At 34.7% G+C, this 17663-nt stretch carries 19 protein-coding genes; 11 read left to right on the forward strand and 8 right to left on the reverse strand.

The window, feature by feature from the left end; all coding sequences use genetic code 11:
• Positions 1–45 precede the first annotated feature (45 nt).
• The 3 genes from CER22_RS26865 (at position 46) to CER22_RS26875 (ending at position 1881) form a co-directional block, all read left to right on the forward strand.
• Positions 46–687, forward strand: a complete 642-nt coding sequence (locus CER22_RS26865; RefSeq protein WP_088610069.1) for a DUF3885 domain-containing protein — start codon at positions 46–48, stop codon at positions 685–687.
• A gap of 157 nt (positions 688–844) precedes the next feature.
• Positions 845–1420 (forward strand): histidine phosphatase family protein, encoded by a 576-nt coding sequence (locus CER22_RS26870; protein ID WP_088610070.1) that lies wholly within the window; start codon positions 845–847, stop codon positions 1418–1420.
• Between the two features lie 89 nt (positions 1421–1509).
• On the forward strand, positions 1510–1881 hold the full coding sequence (locus tag CER22_RS26875) for a hypothetical protein (RefSeq protein WP_046959012.1): 372 nt from the start codon (positions 1510–1512) through the stop codon (positions 1879–1881).
• A gap of 18 nt (positions 1882–1899) precedes the next feature.
• Here the strand turns inward: CER22_RS26875 and CER22_RS26880 are convergent, their stop codons facing one another.
• Genes CER22_RS26880 through CER22_RS26890 form a run of 3 tightly spaced genes read right to left on the reverse strand, consistent with a single transcriptional unit; the run spans position 1900 to position 3520 of the window.
• Entirely contained in the window at positions 1900–2760 is an 861-nt protein-coding gene (locus CER22_RS26880; protein ID WP_088062935.1) for an alpha/beta hydrolase, read from the reverse strand.
• Positions 2761–2796: 36 nt separating this feature from the next.
• The gene (locus CER22_RS26885) at positions 2797–3126 is read right to left on the reverse strand and encodes a DUF3147 family protein (RefSeq protein ID WP_000545644.1); all 330 of its coding nucleotides are present in this window, start codon (positions 3124–3126) and stop codon (positions 2797–2799) included.
• Positions 3110–3520 carry a MarR family winged helix-turn-helix transcriptional regulator gene (locus CER22_RS26890; protein ID WP_088062937.1) on the reverse strand — a complete coding sequence of 137 codons (411 nt, stop codon included), beginning with the start codon at positions 3518–3520 and terminating at the stop codon, positions 3110–3112. The genes CER22_RS26885 and CER22_RS26890 overlap by 17 nt, the downstream gene beginning before the upstream one ends.
• 124 nt (positions 3521–3644) lie before the next feature.
• On the opposite strand from CER22_RS26890, the gene CER22_RS26895 reads away from it, so the two are divergent.
• Positions 3645–4472, forward strand: a complete 828-nt coding sequence (locus CER22_RS26895) for a protein phosphatase 2C domain-containing protein (RefSeq protein ID WP_088062938.1) — start codon at positions 3645–3647, stop codon at positions 4470–4472.
• A 42-nt stretch (positions 4473–4514) separates the two neighbouring features.
• Here the strand turns inward: CER22_RS26895 and asnB are convergent, their stop codons facing one another.
• On the reverse strand, positions 4515–6338 hold the full coding sequence (asnB, locus tag CER22_RS26900; protein WP_088610071.1) for an asparagine synthase (glutamine-hydrolyzing): 1824 nt from the start codon (positions 6336–6338) through the stop codon (positions 4515–4517).
• A gap of 418 nt (positions 6339–6756) precedes the next feature.
• Between asnB and CER22_RS26905 the strand changes: the two genes are divergently transcribed.
• Positions 6757–7323 (forward strand): sigma-70 family RNA polymerase sigma factor, encoded by a 567-nt coding sequence (locus CER22_RS26905; RefSeq protein ID WP_088062940.1) that lies wholly within the window; start codon positions 6757–6759, stop codon positions 7321–7323.
• Entirely contained in the window at positions 7320–8456 is a 1137-nt protein-coding gene (locus tag CER22_RS26910) for a DUF4179 domain-containing protein (protein ID WP_088610072.1), read from the forward strand. The genes CER22_RS26905 and CER22_RS26910 overlap by 4 nt, the downstream gene beginning before the upstream one ends.
• Positions 8457–8495: 39 nt before the next feature.
• Here CER22_RS26910 and CER22_RS26915 read toward each other — a convergent pair whose 3' ends face one another.
• Complete coding sequence (locus CER22_RS26915; protein WP_088610073.1) at positions 8496–9569, reverse strand: WD40/YVTN/BNR-like repeat-containing protein; 1074 nt, start codon at positions 9567–9569, stop codon at positions 8496–8498.
• A gap of 212 nt (positions 9570–9781) precedes the next feature.
• Between CER22_RS26915 and CER22_RS26920 the strand changes: the two genes are divergently transcribed.
• Positions 9782–10681 (forward strand): cation diffusion facilitator family transporter, encoded by a 900-nt coding sequence (locus CER22_RS26920; protein ID WP_088610074.1) that lies wholly within the window; start codon positions 9782–9784, stop codon positions 10679–10681.
• A gap of 193 nt (positions 10682–10874) precedes the next feature.
• Positions 10875–11045 carry a Fur-regulated basic protein FbpA gene (gene fbpA / locus CER22_RS26925; protein ID WP_000098302.1) on the forward strand — a complete coding sequence of 57 codons (171 nt, stop codon included), beginning with the start codon at positions 10875–10877 and terminating at the stop codon, positions 11043–11045.
• A 56-nt stretch (positions 11046–11101) separates the two neighbouring features.
• On the opposite strand, the gene CER22_RS26930 is transcribed toward fbpA, so the two are convergent.
• Together CER22_RS26930 and CER22_RS26935 are read right to left on the reverse strand one after the other, a co-directional pair.
• On the reverse strand, positions 11102–11773 hold the full coding sequence (locus tag CER22_RS26930) for a GntR family transcriptional regulator (protein WP_088610078.1): 672 nt from the start codon (positions 11771–11773) through the stop codon (positions 11102–11104).
• Positions 11774–11789: 16 nt separating this feature from the next.
• Positions 11790–12755: a DMT family transporter gene (locus tag CER22_RS26935; protein ID WP_088610075.1), complete on the reverse strand. Its 966-nt coding sequence runs from the start codon at positions 12753–12755 to the stop codon at positions 11790–11792.
• A gap of 255 nt (positions 12756–13010) precedes the next feature.
• Here CER22_RS26935 and CER22_RS26940 point away from each other — a divergent pair, with 255 nt between their 5' ends.
• The 3 genes from CER22_RS26940 to fumC all read left to right on the forward strand — a co-directional run bounded on the left by CER22_RS26940 (position 13011) and on the right by fumC (position 16911).
• Entirely contained in the window at positions 13011–13670 is a 660-nt protein-coding gene (locus CER22_RS26940; protein ID WP_088062945.1) for a class I SAM-dependent methyltransferase, read from the forward strand.
• A 324-nt stretch (positions 13671–13994) separates the two neighbouring features.
• Positions 13995–15398, forward strand: coding sequence for a Na+/H+ antiporter NhaC (gene nhaC / locus CER22_RS26945; protein WP_087980097.1), 1404 nt, complete (start codon positions 13995–13997; stop codon positions 15396–15398).
• Positions 15399–15522: 124 nt separating this feature from the next.
• A complete protein-coding gene (gene fumC, locus CER22_RS26950; protein ID WP_088610076.1) occupies positions 15523–16911 on the forward strand; it encodes a class II fumarate hydratase in 1389 nt (462 codons plus the stop codon).
• Between the two features lie 84 nt (positions 16912–16995).
• On the opposite strand, the gene CER22_RS26955 is transcribed toward fumC, so the two are convergent.
• The gene (locus CER22_RS26955; protein WP_088610077.1) at positions 16996–17418 is read right to left on the reverse strand and encodes a PH domain-containing protein; all 423 of its coding nucleotides are present in this window, start codon (positions 17416–17418) and stop codon (positions 16996–16998) included.
• Positions 17419–17663: the final 245 nt, after the last annotated feature.

Consider the following 17663-nt stretch of genomic DNA (forward strand, 5'->3'; position numbering starts at 1 on the left):
TAATTTTATTATGTAAACAAGGTGCTATTAAAGGTAGGTGTTGAGATGAGGTTGAATGAGTATATGCTTGAAATGTTTCCAAATTTAGAACTTAGACCACCTCTATTTTATAATGGGGATATTGGTATTCGCTTTAGATTAGGTGTGAACTATGATTGCAATAACATTTATGAAAACTGCCCATATTTAGAAGGCGTTTATAATAGAGCGATTACTTTATTTCAGTCTTTACATGCAACAGAAGATGATATTTATATCGTAGTGGATGTAAATGACTATGCAGACGGTGAAATTTTCAAACACAAATTGAATATCTTTTCTAAGTATGTAAAAGAGAAGTCCGATTTGTTTAAGTTACAGAAAAATACAATCCCTTATATTTTTCCAGAAGACGATGAAGACGGGGTATATAAAACTCATAGATATACTTTGAAATGTAAAGTTTCAGACTTGAAATACATTCCTATGCTAAAAGCAATTTGTAATCAAGATATGGGAATAAAACCGCGTATTTTTCATAGGGTGTATTTCATAAATATTAACAAGAATACTATATTTCACGTTTATGATGATAGGGGTTGTGATGTATTAGCTACCTCTCCTAATACAATTAGAGATATTTATCATACATATAATGATTGGATATTAGAATACGACAGAAATAAAATTGATAAAGTATTTAATTGAATGTAGTCTATTTTAAATGAGGGAAATACCATAGAGGTGTTTCCCTTTTATTAATATGAAAATCAACATTCAAATTTGACAGCACTTATTATAAAGGTAAAGGGATTTGATGGTAATGTATTGAATTTGGATAGAAACAGAAAAGGGGGATGAATGAATGACGACAATATATTTTGTTCGCCATGCCCACTCTACATATACAAAAGAAGAACGGGAAAGGCCTTTATCTGAAAAAGGTTTGTTAGATACGCAGCATGTAACACGCTTATTAAAAGATAAACATATTGATGTTGTGATTTCTAGTCCGTACAAAAGGGCAATGCAAACTGTGCAAGGAATTGCGAATACATATAATTTATCAATACAACTGGAAGGAGATTTACGGGAAAGGCTATTAAGTAAAGAACCAGTACAGGATTTTAATGATGCTCTTCAGAAGGTATGGGAAGACTGGACTTTTGCATACGAAGGCGGAGAATCAAATGATGTAGCGCAAAGACGTGCTGTAATATGTATGCAAAGTATATTAAAAAAATATAAAGGTAAGAATATTGTAATAGGTACTCATGGGAATATTATGGTATTACTAATGAATTATTTTGATTCGAAATATGATTTTCAGTTTTGGAAAACCCTTCATATGCCTGACGTGTATAAATTAACTTTTGATAATAATTGTTTCAGTTCTGCTGAAAGAATACAGTCTACAGATTATCAGATAAATAATTTGTAAAAGTTTATCAAAAAAAGAGGAAAGGGAGAAGTTATTGTAGAAGTATGACTTTGTAACATAAAAAATATGTGTTAAAGGAGGCTGTTTACATGTTTGAGAAAGAGAAAGAAGGGCTTATTGAAGTTCAGAACGTATTTGAAATTGTACCAGCAGATGGAGCAATTATTGGTATGGCAACGGAAGAAGAAATGGAAATTGCTGCTGAACTAGAGCTGCAGTACTATGCCCATTCTCGTTTGTTAGAAGCAAATATTCAGTTAGACGGTTCCTCCTACAAAGAGTTACTTCAGGAGTTCCAGGAGTACGAAAGAAAATCAATGAGCTTTTGGCGAGCAATACATAAGCGTTTAGCTGTGCCATGGGCATGGGTATTACGTATTGACGTTGCGAATGGCCCTATATATGTAAGTAATGGGAATTCGTATTATGAAGAAATCGATGATGAAGAAGATTATGAATAGATAAGTAAGGAAGCAGCGTTAGTTGCTTCCTTTTTTTATTTGCAAGGAGTGAATTGCTTCAATAATAATATCTGGTCGAGTATTTTCAATTCCGTGACCAGCATGTTCGGCAAGTATATATTGGCTATTTATTGAGAGTTGTAATTGTTCATGAATCAGTTCTTGCCACATTGTTTCTAGTTGTGTTGCTTCCTCTTTTGGCATGCCATCCTCAGTCAACTGAGTAATAGAATATTGAGGGTCCCTACCAATAACGATTAAAGGTGTTTCTAATGTTTTATATAACTCTTTTATTAAGCGAGCACAATTTTTCCACGAACATAGTTCAGAAGCTGTCGCTTTATATAATAGAGGGGAGGTAGAAAATTCAATGTACTGTCTTGATTGATCAACGAGTATAGGTTTTAGTTCATTATTAAGCATGTCTATATCCATTTTGGAGTATGTATTATATTTTTGAAGCCACATATCATCGGAATCCGTTTGATCAGAAATTGGTAAATGCAGTTCATCTAATCGGTGTAAGTTCATAGAAGTAGAATCAACTAAAATAAGTGCTTGCAGTTTATCTTCATGTAACATCGCAAAATGTTGTGCACATAAGCCTCCATAGGAATGACCGATTAAAATGATAGGCTCGTGAATAGCAAGTTCATGTAGTAACATATGAAGTTCGTTTGTCGCTTGTCTTGTAGTACGCGAATAATTTCCTAGTTCACTTTTTCCGTAACCTGGGCGATGGTATGAAATGACTGTAAAATGTTGTGAAAGTTTTTCTATAATAGGGAGCCAATCATAAAATGAGCAACCCATTCCGGTCTGAATAACTACCGTTTGTTTACTACTTCCTTTTGTATATACTTCTATAGTTTGCTCCAATACCTCTACAAATTTATAAATAATAAACCCTCCTAACTAAGCTTGAAATAATTTTTGACAAGCAAAAACGATACACCAAACACCTATACCAAACAGGACAGATGTACTAAGTGAAAATGAGTTTTTTAGACCAATATAGACGATAAATAGTAGTAGTGCGGATGCAGGAAATCCATATAATACGCCTATAGCAAATTGACTTAATTCTTGTTTGTTCCCGCCTTCTAAAGAAATCCAAAATAGGCTTAGTAAACTTACAAGAGGAAGGGCAGCAATAAAGCCGCCTATCGTACTATAATGTTTAGCGACTTCAGTAATAACGCCAATAATAAGTGCAGAAACGATTACTTTAACGAGGAAATGCATATTTTGCCTCCTTCGCTAATAAAGAAAAGGCTTTTTCAATTAATTGTTGTTCTTCTTTTGATAACTGTGATTCTAATATTTTTATCTTTTCTTTATCTAGTAAAGTATGCTTTTCTAATATTTCAATGCCTTCTTTCGTTAAAGTAAGGTTTACGACCCTTTCATCTTGTTTATTTCTTTCTTTCATGATAAATCCTTTTTGAATAAGGCGCTTTACGTGTTCTGATGCTGTGTTATGAGAGAGACTAAGCTCAGTAGCGACTTTTCCAATTGTTATATCTTTCTCACGAGAAATGAGTTGTAAAATACGAATGGCTTGGTGAGAAAGGTTGTCCTCATACTCATATCGTAAGTGATAATAAATGCTCTCCCAATGTTGATTGATGTCTTTCATAATGATAAATCCCCCTATTTTTATATCGTATAGTAAGATATATTCGTGAACATAGAAATAAAATCCTTTTATTTGGATAAAAAATGTTGAAAAAGTTTATTTTTATTGAAATATAAGGTAATCTATGTGTAAAGGTATACATTTAGCAAGAGAGAGGATGATAGCTGTGAATACATTCAAATGGATGAGTCATGAACAGATGTATGTAGATGAAATACATGTTGAAAAATGTGGTCCTCTTTCAGTCGGCGTATATGGGGGAAATCAAGAGAGTGATGCATATGAACGAGGAGATGCGGTACTTGCTTGGTGGGATCCTGAATTACAATTTGAATTTGTTATGATTTTTGATACACACCACAAAACAAAAAATATTGATTATATAATAGAAGCAATTTCAGCAAGAAAAGAGAAACTAAAAGAGTTATTTTCTTACCCGATACATTTAGCTTTTCATCATACGCATATGTACTTATTAGCGTTATTTACAGATGAATTGTTTATTGAAAAATGTGATCAAGATGATGAGGAACTTGCATGCTTAATTTGTTTGCGAAAAGGCGAATTTTTATATTGGCTATCAGTTGGTGATTGCTTCGCATATTTATTCCATTCTGAAAAAACGAAGAATGGTAAAGGGCGGTTAAATAAACGGAAGAATTACGAATATATTGGTAGGAAAAATATTTTTGCTGCAAATACACCGTGCTTTACATCAGGTGTCAGAGGATTAGAAAAAGGAATGAATCACATTGTAATGGCAACGGACGGTATTTTAGAGTGTGATAAACGAAAATTTGATGATGATCAATCTTTAGTAGAAATATTGCACGACGGAAGTTGCTTACAGATTGAGCCAGTATTAACAAATGTACTGCAGTGGAAAGGTAGAGATTGTGCCACAATTATTGGATGGTCCATTGATACTGAAAATAAAAAATGCGCTAATTAATATAAAAGGAGTTCAAGGTTTTTATCCTTGAACTCCTTTTTGTTAAGCAATATGAATATGATACGTTTTCAACCATTCATTTACTTGTAGCATATATTCCATAGCACTTCTTGCTTCAAAATTGTTAATTTCTTTATTGCTTTCATCGGCAATGGCAAGTAATGTGGAATGATTAATAAGTGAGAAAATAGGATTGTTTTTATTACTGCACAAGTCGAGTGATAAATGACGGATTGTTTGTAAATAATGTGGATCTTGTGAAGTTGGATAAGCACTTTTTCTTCTATTGCGTACATCGTCAGGTAAAGCAGGCTGCAGTGCTCTACGTAAAATGCCTTTTTCAATATTATCAATGCTTTTTATATTGAAAGGAACGTTCCATAAATATTCAACTAATCTATAATCGCAAAACGGTACACGTACTTCAAAGCCTACAGCCATACTCATACGATCTTTACGATCAAGTAAGAACGGGAGAAATCTCGTTAAAAATAAATAAAACATTTGGCGTTGTTTCGCGGATTTTTTACTTTCCCCTTCAAGAGTAGGTACTTCAAGAATCGCTTCTTGGAAGCGTGTATCAATATAGTTTTCTAAGTTGCATTGGTTATTTACTTCATTTAGTAGAAGAGGGGAAGTGTTTTTCCAATTTGTTAGCCAAGGAAATTTATCGACAAATAGTAAATCCTCTTGATGAAACCAAGGGTACCCACCGAATACTTCATCAGCAGATTCGCCGGATAAAGCTACAGTTGCATCTTTTTTCATTTCGCAAAATAGTAAATATAGTGAAGTTTCCATTTCGCCAGCACTCGGTAAATCTTTTGCACGGAGAGGGACGAATAAGTGATTTGCTAATTCTTCAGCATTCACAATAATGTCATGATGAGATGTCCCTACATGTTCGGAAACACGTTTTACCCAAGGAGCGTCTAAACCAGTGCGAGCAAATGTCAGCTCGAAATCTTTTGCACTATTTACAAAGTCAACGGAATACGTATGAAGTGTTTTATTTTCCGCTGCAAACTCTTTACCCGCTAGTGCAGTAATACCGCTAGAATCTAATCCTCCTGATAACATACAAACGAGAGGAACATCGGCAATTAATTGTCTTTTTACTGTATCTTGTAAAATAGATAAAATATGTGATGATGTATCTTCAGTAGAGTCTGTATGAACTTTACTTTCTAAATTCCAATATTTCTTAACTACTTTTTTATCACGTGTAAACGTTATAGAATGTCCAGCACGTACTTCTTGAATATGTTTAAAGACGCCACATCCTGGAGTTCGAAATAATCCTAATCCAAATATTTCGTTTATGCCATCTGCATCAATTTCAGCAGGGACAGATGGATGGGCTAATAGCGCTTTTATTTCGGATCCGAAAATAATACTGTCATTTCTTTCTGTATAAAAGAGTGGCTTTACGCCTAAATGATCACGTGCTAAAAATAATTGTTGCTTTTGATTATCCCATATTGCAAAGGCAAAAATACCATTTAAATGTTGTACGCAATCTTCTTTCCATTCTAAATAAGCATGTAGTAATACTTCTGTATCTGAATGCGTTTCAAATGCATGACCACATTGTTGAAGTTGCTCTCTCAGTTCACGGAAATTATAAATTTCTCCATTATAAGTAAGAGCATACGTATAATCACCAGCACGAAATGTTTTTGGTTGTGTCCCGCCTTCTGGATCAATTACGATTAACCGACGGTGTGCAAAGGCCGCACGAGGTGAAAACCAAAATCCTTCAGCATCCGGACCGCGATGCTGGATACTATTTGCCATCTTTTCTAAAATAACATGTTCATTGGAAAGATCCTTATTCCAATTTACCCAGCCTGTAATTCCACACATACACATCTCATCTCCTAGTTTAAAATGTTGAAAAGTAGATTAATGAAATAAAGTGAAACTTTAATCAGTGGGGGGTTTTTCCATCCCCCCCTGATTATTAGTTGAACCAATCGGGCTTTTACGGACAGTTATCTCCCACCTAACTTCCTCGCATTCGCCCAATTTTGAGGTGGGATTTATTGCCCGTTAATGCGGAGTAAAATGTACACCAAGTTAAAGAATGACTATATAAATAGTGTACTACATGAATTAAATTGCAGACTTGAGAAAATTTTCTTGTAATACATAGTTATGTGAGACAATGGCGTAGGGAAAGTATTCCATAACATACAAAAAATAAAAAAGATGAGAGAAAATATTTTGTAAGACGTTATATAGGGTGTAAAAGCTTTTACAAAAAAATAAGGGGAATCGCTACATGAAATCAAATGAGAAAAATTTTATAAAAAGATTACAACGGCAAAAAGAAGATGCGCTAGAATTCGTTGTCGATACATATTTACCACTTATAAAAGGAATAACGCATAAAATCCTTCTTCCGGTTCAAAATGATGGATTAATAGAGGAATGTGTAAACGATATATTTCTTTCCATTTGGAATAACGCAAATAAATTTCATGGAGAGCCGAGTGACTTTAAAAAATGGATAGCGGCGATTGCGAAATTTAAAGCGATTGATTATTACCGGAAAGCGACTAGAAAAGTAGAAATTATTTCAGATGAGTTTCATATTAGTACGGAAAAGTCAGCGGAAGATGAATTAATCGTTATGGAGGATAGGGAAGAGTTATTGAAGCTTATTAATCAATTAGAACCGTTAGATCAAAAGGTGTTCATTATGAAATATCTTCTCGGTATGAAGACAGAAGAAATAGGAGATAAGTTAGGGTTAACTCGGGCAGCGATCGATAATCGTGTGTACCGTGGAAAAAAGAAACTACAACAAAATGCTACGAAAATTAGTTTTGGAGGTAGTGCAATATGAAAGACATTTATGAACTATTAAATGATATTGATATAGATGAAAAAGAAATTGAGGCTTCTGAAATTGAAAAAGAAAAAGTGAAACGTAATGTAAAACAATCGATACGTACGAAGAAAAAGATGAAAAGTTGGAAAAAAGGTGTTGCTGCTGCATCTATTTTAGTAGGGTTATCAGTTGCAACGCTTGGTATCGGGTTTCCTACATATGCCGGGGGATTGCCAATTGTAGGTGACATATTCCGATTTTTAGATAATGGTAGAACAGGGTTATATGAAAATTATAAAGCGGACGCAGAGAAGAAAACGGGGCTTCATAATAATTATCAACAATACGCCACAGTACTAAATATGACAAAAGAAAGCAATGGAATTAAGATAACGATTAATAATGCGATTTTCGATGGTAAGACAGTATCAATAAACTATTCTATAGAAAGTAACAGAGATTTAGGTAAAAATCCAAGTACGTTGGATTTTTTAACTATTAAAGGAGCAGGTGCCCAATCAGGAAGCAATGAAATTATTAAGGTCGCTGATAGGAAATATGAAGGTTTAATAAAAACAAGTAGTGATCTAGTTAGTAATAAAGGAACTACAGTGAATGTTGAATGGAGTATACAAAGTATAAACATTTTAGAAACAGAAGAAGAGATAAAAGGAGATTGGAATTTTAATATTAATCTAAAAGGAATAGAAAATAAAGAGAAATTGATTAGAGGTAGTGCAGAAAAAGACGGTGTAAAAGTTAATATGGAGAGAATGGAAATAACACCCATGTCGTTTATTCTATATTACAACCAAGAAGTAGCTCAAGAAATAAGAGGTGTATGGGATGGAGTGGATGTTGATTTAAAAGTGAGAGATGATATAGGTAATCAGTATTATGGAGAAGGAAATGGAGGCTCAGGTGAAGATCCTTATAATTTTAATTGGAGTGAAACATTCCAACAACTTAATGAGAATGCGACTAAGTTAATAATAACGCCTTACATTAATTTAAGAATTCACACTCCTGAAAATTATGGCTCGGTAACAATAGTTGGAGGAGAAGTAAAGGAGCGTTTTGTGCCTCGAAGATTGGGAGGCAATAAGGGTATTGCGTTAGATGATATTGTAATTGACTTAAAGAAATAAAAAAGAGACTGCCTAAAACCATTAGGCAGTCTTTTTTCGTTAAGAATTAGTTACGAGCAATGCATGCGGATGCTGCGTTTTATACTCATCTTTCCACGGAATGTTTAGTTGTTCCCACGATTCGCCGCTATCATTGGATTGAAACACGCCGTTGTTATTTAAAGTGTAAAATGTATGTGGTTCTGCTGGATTTGTCGCAAACATCGAAATGACTGTACCGATTGCAGATGGTAGACCTTGTTGTACTTGCTCGAAAGGAGTATCTTTCGTTTTACGATAAATATAAGATTCATAAGGAATATGGTGATGAGCGAGGTCAGCACTCGGTGCGGCAGAAACGAGAATTGTATCACAATCAGCCGGATCGATAGCCATGCTGTATAAATAATGGTGTTCAAGTCCTTCACTGCATGAGATCCAGCTGTTTCCACTGTTATAACTTTCAAGGTATGCGCGATCAGGTCCGCCCATAAAACCATCACCACATGATGCATAAAGGCGATTTGGAGCTTCAGGGTGCATAAGCAATTGATGCGCATCGATAGGAGCACCGAATTTTTTATCAATCCAAGTATGCCCTCTATCATTACTTTGAATAACAGCACCAGCTTCAATTGAAACATGGATTGTATTTGGATTGTTTGGATCAACTGTAATCCAGCGTACATGATGGGTAAAAGGTCTAGGCGGAAAAGCCCACGTATAAGAAGATAATAATGATTTCATATTTTTAAGTTCAGTCCACGTTTCACCACCATTTTCAGAACGGAATAAAGCGCTCGGTTCTGAGCCGACATAAACGACGCCATAGCCGTTAACTTGTTCATTAGGACTTATCGCAATGGAAGTTATCGAAGAGTGTAAAATACCATCTTCTTTAGGGAAATCAAAGTAACGATATGAATCTCCAATCGGTTTCCACGAATCCCCGCCATCGTCACTTAGCCATAAACCTCGTCCAAATGTGCCGCAATATACACGATTCTTTTGGAATGGATCAACTGCGATACAGGTAGGTTGCATATTTTGTAAGTGATACGTTGTTTCATAGTTACCATATTGTTCTTTCACTACAACTAGTTCACGTTCCATACAGAGAAATAAACGTTTCATTTTAGTAACCTCCTTAAAAATTCTTTCATTAGTAAACAATATGAAGCTGAAAAAGAAGTAGTCTTATTTTTTGTTGAGAAAAAGGACTTATTTAAAAAGAAGCGAAGTGTGTATACAGAGGAAGCGGGCGTTTACGGGCAGTTAATACGGGATAAAGACGGGGAGTTTGTTTCATACTAATGTACAGATATTGCACTTAAAGGAGTATTGGTATGGGGCATTCACATGATCACGGTCATTCTAACAATAAAAAGGCGTTACTAATTGCTTTCGTATTAACGACAAGTTTTATGATTGCTGAGGTGATTGGGGGATTTGTAACAAATAGTTTAGCACTACTATCTGATGCGGGGCATATGTTAAGTGATGCAGTATCCTTAGCATTAAGTTTACTTGCGTTTAAGCTTGGAGAAAAAACAGCAACAGCTGCGAAAACATACGGGTATAAGCGAGTCGAAATGTTAGCGGCATTATGTAACGGTGTCGTTCTTATTGTCATTTCAGTATACATTTTTATTGAAGCAATTCGCCGTTTTAAAGAACCAGTTGAGATTGCTAGTAATGGGATGCTCATTATTGCTGTACTTGGTCTGCTTATTAATATTTTATCAGCTTGGATATTAATGAGGGGCGGAGATGTGAAGGGTAACTTGAATTTAAGAAGTGCTTTCCTACACGTATTAGGCGATCTATTAGGATCAGTCGGAGCGATTATTGCAGCGCTATGTATTAAATTTTTCGGATGGACTGTTGCTGATGCGATTGCTAGTATTCTTGTGTCTATTTTAGTCATTATTAGTGGATGGCGTGTAACACGTGATACCGTCCATATATTAATGGAAGGTGCACCCCAGCACATAAATGTTGAAGAGGTAAAAAGTACATTATTAAATATTACGGTTGTAAAAGAAGTTCATGATTTGCACATATGGTCTGTCACATCTGATTTTCAAGTATTAACTTGCCATTTGATTATTAAAGGTGATGAAACGCAAAATGTATTAAAAGAGGCTACGGATGTATTAAAGGAGAAGTTTCATGTAGAACATGTCACTATTCAAGTAGAAATAGATGGTGAATTTAATCATACTGAGACAACTTGCAAAGTATGAAAGAAAAAGGATAAGAAAATGTGTCATAACATTTTTCGCACGGCATACATATATATAATGTGGCCACAAATACTTTGTAAGGTAAATATTTCATGAAATTACTTTACTTATAAAGAGTCATCTTTTATAATCAAAAGTGGTAATTGATAAAGATTATCATTTTCAATGATTGTAGAAAGGAGTTTTTTAAAAGATGAGTAGTCAACTCCGTTTTGCTGTTGAAAATCGTAAGAGGCATTTAATTGATGAGTTAATTGGAGCAGGTGTGTTTAAGATTCGCGACCGACAATTATACGAGCTGTCTTTAGAGGAATTGGAAAAAGAGTACGAAGATATGGAAGATTATGCAAATATTCAGGCGTAACTATATAGATTAGTAAAAGGTGAGCTGGTTACGAGTTTGTGTAACCAGCTCTATTATTATTTCGTAGAAATTATTTTTGATATTTCTTTCATTGGACGGAGCCAGTTTTGAGACATCATTTGTTCCATTTGTTTTTCGTCCTGCTTTTGCAATGCTTGAATGATAGAGTGATGTTCTTCAATAGATTGACTTGCTGGAACAAAGTTTTGGAAAAACAAATATTCAAGGCGTAAAACGTGAAGTTGCATATTTTCTAGAAAGGGTTCAATATATTGGTTTTTAGCAATGGAAGAAATTGTATTGTGAAATTGTATATCTAGTTTTAAAGCTTGTTTTGCGTTTTTCTTCTCTATAGAGCGCTGAAAATCAGCGTTTATTTCAGAAAGTAGTTTCAGATCAGCGTCTGTAATGTTTTGAAGTGCTTGCTTTCCTATAATAGAGTGAAGACCAGCCATCGTTTCATAAATGATAGGAATGTCGTCTAACTTAATAGGAGCAATTTTTGTTTTTTGCCCAGGTACCATTTCCACTAATCCAGAAAGCTCTAATATTTGAAGTGCTTCTCTTACAGGTGTTCTGCTTACTCCTAGTGCTTCAGCCAATTCCCCATCATTAATTTTTTCATCAGGCTGCAGTACACCTTCAATAATCCAATCTTGTAGTTGATTTAAAACGAGTGATTTTGCCGAAACTCTTCCTTGTTTTTTATAATCTTGAGGGATAGGCATAGTGAATTCAATCCTTTCATTGTATATTTTCTTTTTTCTCATGAACAAACTTTAATTCCTGTTTCCCTTCATCCGGTTTTTTGCTTAAGATGAGCACCATTACAATGACACAAAAAGCCCCTAATAACTGAAAAGATTGAAAGGGTACGTGTAATATAAGTACAGAAGAAATAATAGCTGCGAGTGGTTCAGTACAACCGAATAATGTCGTTTCTTTCGGAGTCAGGTATCGTATGCTGTCTAAGTATAAATAAAATGCAATCAGTGTTCCGAAAATGACGACAAATGTGATGAGCGGTAGGGTACTTAGTTTTACATATTTCATAGTCGATAATAAAATGAATTCGTTTGTAGAAATAAAGTGTAGAATCGTAACGCCAATACCCCCAATAATCATGCCCCATCCAACGATGACAGAGGAAGACCATCTTTCTAGTAATCCCTTTGAATATAAACTATAAAAAGCAAGAGATAATCCAGATAAAATACCCCAAATAATAGCCGGTGTAGAAACAGCTAAGTTATGAACAGACCCATTTGTTAGTAAGAGAAAAGTGCCTACTAATGAAAGGGTAATGGAAATGAAATCAATTTTTGATGGCCGAACGTTCCATTTGAAAAGTAAGTATACAGTAATAAATATAGGAGCTAAATATTGCAATAGTGTTGCGACGGCAGCATTGCCTTCTTTAATAGAAGCGAAGTACGTGTACTGTACAGCAAGCATACCGAATAGGCCGAACAAAATCATTTTAGTAGCATCAGATCTGCGTTTCCAAATGCCGAATATTTCTTTTTTTCTTGTTCCGAATGATGAAATAATGAGCAAGATAGCGCCGGATATAAGCAATCGAATTGTAACTAACCATTCAGTAGAAACATTTTCGTATTGAAAAAGTTGTTGTGCAGCTGTCCCGGACAATCCCCATAAACAAGCACCAATTACAACCATAATGATTCCTTTTAAACGATTTGGATCCATATAGTTTTAATTCTCCTTCTCTAAAAATAAGTTTTGGATACAATATGCAATATATCACGAATTGAATAAAAAATAAAATGAATTTTCTGTGTTTTACGGTAGGAATTTGAGTAGTTTGAGTTATGTTTACGATACAAGTGAGGAGGTGAAATAAAGCGAGATAAAATTATAAAAATAAATCATAATCAAGAGGATAAAAAAATAAAGATAAGAGTAATTTGGTTTGTTAAAAATATGTGTAGAAGGAGAAATGTGATGAGCTGGGTTACTCATAAACCAACATTTGAATTTGATCAATACAATCCATATATTCGTATGAATTCTGCTTGGGTGGGACATTTAAACTTCGCTTATGATTTAGTAAGATTTGAAAAGCCAGAAATATTAGTTGAGTTAGGTACACATTTAGGAGCATCTTTTTTCAGTTTTTGCCAAGGGGTAAAAGATGAAGGATTATCTACAAAATGCTTTGCTGTAGATACTTGGGCAGGAGATGAGCACACAGGTCCATATGGAGAAGGTGTTTTTCAAATAGTGAGTAAATTCGTGAGCACGAGTTATCCTCAAATAGGGAATTTAATTCGGTCTACTTTTGATGAGGCCGTGGATCAGTTTCAAGATGGAACGATAAATTTGTTGCATATTGATGGCTATCATACGTATGAAGCAGTTTCTCATGACTATAAAACATGGCTACCGAAACTTGCGAATAACGGTATTGTGTTATTTCATGATATTGAGGTGAAAGATCGAAACTTCGGTGTGTATAAATTTTGGGATGAGGTCAAGGCGAAGTACCCTCATTTTCAGTTTGAGCATTCCTATGGGCTCGGAGTGTTATTTCCGAAAGGCTGTAGCAATCAGTTTGTGGAAATACTTAAAAATAAAGAAGAAATACAAAATATGTATAAATAAAAGTAGAGCATGCATCATTTTAATGATGTGTGCTTTTTTGTGGAGAAAAATGGTATTCCTTAAAAGGGGAGGATAATAGTAAAAAGTTTTGTTGTGGCAAATATTAAAAAAGTTATTTTTGGATTGTTCTATATAAAAATGTAACATTTTTTATATTTTCCATTGCGAAAAGTAACATCTACTTTTACAATAGAAAAGGTGTTATATTATACTGGAAAAATAAATCGAAATAATATGAAAATTTTGTTTTGTCTTCGCTAATTGTATATTACATACATGTAAGACGACATACGTCATGTTATCGACTTGTAAGGAGAGAAAAAAATGAAAAGTGTAAGATTACCATCGATGCTAGAAATCATAGTTCTTTTATTACTATTTCTTGCTGTTGTCTTTTCCTTCCAAACGATTTTTGATCTCCCAATTCAATTAGCGCTATTTATTTCATGGTTTTTAGTAATTGCGCTTGGATTAAGATTAGGATTTCGTTATCAAGAATTGCAAGATGCAATTACGAAAGGGATTTCTAACGGATTAGAAGCAATACTGATTTTAGTTGCGGTAGGTGCTTTAATTGGAACTTGGATTGCTGGTGGCGTAGTACCAACATTAATCTATTATGGATTAGAGTTTATTCACCCTAGCATATTCCTATTAGCAACATTAATTATTTGTTCAATTACTTCTATCGCAACAGGAACATCATGGGGAACAGTAGGAACAGCAGGTATTGCTATGATGGCGATTGGTGAAGGACTTGGCTTACCACTTCCGCTTGTTGCTGGTGCAGTTCTTTCAGGAGCTTATTTCGGCGATAAATTATCACCACTTTCTGATAGTACAGTTCTTGCAGCGTCTATGGCAAAAGTAGACGTTATTGCTCACGTTCGAGCTATGCTCGTATTAGATGTTCCGGCTTATATTATTACTAGCATTATGTTTACTGTAGCTGGTTGGATGTATGGCGGCGATAATGTAGATTTGAATCGAGTAGAGTTTTTAAAAGAAGCTTTATTAAAGGAATTTGATATTAAAATATGGATGCTTGTTCCGGCGGTCGTTGTTATCGCTCTATTAGCGATGAAGAAACCGTCTATGCCAACAATTGCAATGGGAGCTTTAATTGGTGCAATTTGGGCAACTCTTTTCCAAGGAATGAACTTTGGAGAGGCGATTGGAACAGCGTATAATGGATTCTCAATTCAATCTGGTGTTGAATTTGTTGACAAGTTATTAAACCGTGGTGGAATTAACGGTATGCTTGGCTCAGTAGCCGTTATTATTTTCGGTTTAGGATTTGGTGGATTACTTGAAAAACTAGGAGTTTTAAAAGTAATCGTATCTAAATTTGAGAAGAAATTAAATTCTGCAGGTAATGTAACATTGTCTACATTAATCGTAGCATTCTTAGCGAATATATTTGGTTGTGCGATGTACGTATCACTAATTTTAACACCGAAAATTATGGAAGATAGCTATGATAAATTAAAAATAGACCGCCGTGTTTTAGCACGTAACTCAGAAGTAGGTGGAACGTTAACTTCAGGTATGGTTCCATGGTCTGATAATGGGATTTTTATGGCTGGTATTTTAGGTGTAGCAACGTTTTCATACGTTCCGTTTATGTGGTTAAGCTTCGTATCGTTAATTTTAGCAGTTATTTACGGATATACAGGCAAATTCATTTGGTATGTAGATGACGTTGAAAAAGGAAAGCAAGCATCATAAAAAAATACCTTCTGCGATGGCAGAAGGTATTTTTTTTATATGTAAGAGTGAGAATTCTTATCATTTGGGTGAAAGTCTGTTAAAATGAGAAATGTAGGTATTTTATTTTCAAGGGGATGAAAAAATGGAGTACAGAATTGAAAGAGATACAATAGGAGAAATAAAAGTTCCAGCTGATAAATTATGGGCAGCACAAACACAACGTAGTAAAGAAAACTTCCCGATTGGAACAGAGCAAATGCCGCTTGAAATTGTAAAAGCATTTGCCATTTTAAAGAAAAGTGCAGCACTTAGTAATCAAAAATTAGGAAAGCTATCAGAAGAAAAAGCAGAAGCAATTGTGGCAGCAGCTGACGAAGTAATCGCAGGGAAATGGAATGAACATTTTCCACTTGTCGTATGGCAAACTGGTAGCGGTACTCAGTCAAACATGAATGTGAATGAAGTAATTGCAAATCGTGGGAATCAAATTTTGAAAGAGAAGGGATCTGACATACATATTCATCCGAACGATGATGTGAACATGTCTCAAAGTTCAAATGATACATTTCCAACGGCGCTTCATGTAGCATGTGTACTCGCAGTAGAAAATCACGTATTACCAGCAATTACGAAATTAAAAGAGACATTAGCAGAAAAAGTAACTGCATTTGAACATATTATAAAAATTGGTCGTACACATTTACAAGATGCAACACCGTTAACATTAGGGCAAGAAATTAGCGGATGGCACCGTATGCTTGAAAAAACAGAGCGTATGATTGCAGAGAGCAATACATATATGAAAGAGCTTGCAATTGGTGGTACTGCAGTTGGAACAGGTATTAATGCTCATCCTAAGTTTGGGGAGATGGTGTCAGAGGAAATTAGCCAATTTACAGGTAAGCAATTTATTACTGCACCAAATAAGTTCCACGCATTAACAAGTCATGATGAAGTTGTATATACGCATGGTGCATTAAAAGCATTAGCAGCTGATTTAATGAAAATTGCTAACGATGTGCGCTGGCTGGCAAGTGGTCCGCGTAGTGGTCTAGGAGAGATTATTATTCCGGCAAATGAGCCAGGAAGCTCTATTATGCCAGGTAAAGTAAATCCAACGCAAAGTGAAGCGTTAACGATGGTTGTAGCGCAAGTAATGGGAAATGACGCAACAATCGGATTTGCAGCGAGCCAAGGTAATTTTGAATTAAATGTATTTAAACCTGTTATTGCATATAACTTCTTACAATCTGCTCATCTATTAGCGGATGCAATTGTTTCATTTAATGATAATTGTGCAGTTGGTATTGAAGCAGATGAAGAAGTAATTAAAGAGAATGTGAATCGTTCATTAATGCTTGTTACAGCATTAAACCCGCATATCGGATATGAAAATGCAGCGAAAATTGCGAAGCATGCTCATAAAGAAGGGCTAACGTTAAAAGAAGCAGCACTGCAATCTGGACTACTAACAGAAGAACAATTTAATGAAATTGTCGATCCGAAAAAAATGATTGCTCCGAAAGAGTAATAAAAAAGCCAAGATTCTTTAGAATCTTGGCTTTTTTGATATTTATTTTTATGACTTCCGTATTACTACAAGTGCCAAAATATATTATTTGTTAGCAGGCATGTCCAATACTTTCATTTGTGGACAGTTTTCTTTTAAGAGTGAAATGAACTTTTCTTCTTCTTGTGGTACGAAAGTTGTCACAGAATCAAATAAATTGTAATGGATTTCTAATTGCTGCCTAGTCCACTTTTCTGAGCGAAGTGTTTTGCCAGAGTATGTAATATGGCGAATATCTTCAAATGGAATTTCAGTACGCAGTATGAAACCATGTTTTACGACAAGAGATGATTCCGTTACGTCGTAGTGAGAGAAATAGAATGAAGAGAGATTCACGATATTTAACAGCATCATGAGAGTGAAAAAAATAGAATTTTCATTTTGGAAGAATAGCGAAACGAGAAAAATAGTGATAAATAATGTAATGAAAATGACGTGAAATGGATTCTTTTTCGCTTTGAATTTCAAGTTAGTTACCTCGGTTTACGTGTACTTTAACTAAATTAAATCACAACATCGTAATAAAACGTGTATATATGCATAATTGCATATTCACACGTTTTATTATTCATGTAAAATTTCCTGATGGGATAAAGTGAAACTTTAATCAGTGGGGGTTTTCTTCATCCCCCACTGATTATTAGTTAAACCAATCGGACTTTTATGGGCAGTTGATCCCCCACCTAACTTCTTTGCTTTCGCTGAATTTTGAG

The sequence above is a fragment of the Bacillus sp. K2I17 genome (genome assembly GCF_002209985.1).
Classification (GTDB): Bacteria; Bacillota; Bacilli; order Bacillales; family Bacillaceae_G; genus Bacillus_A; species Bacillus_A wiedmannii.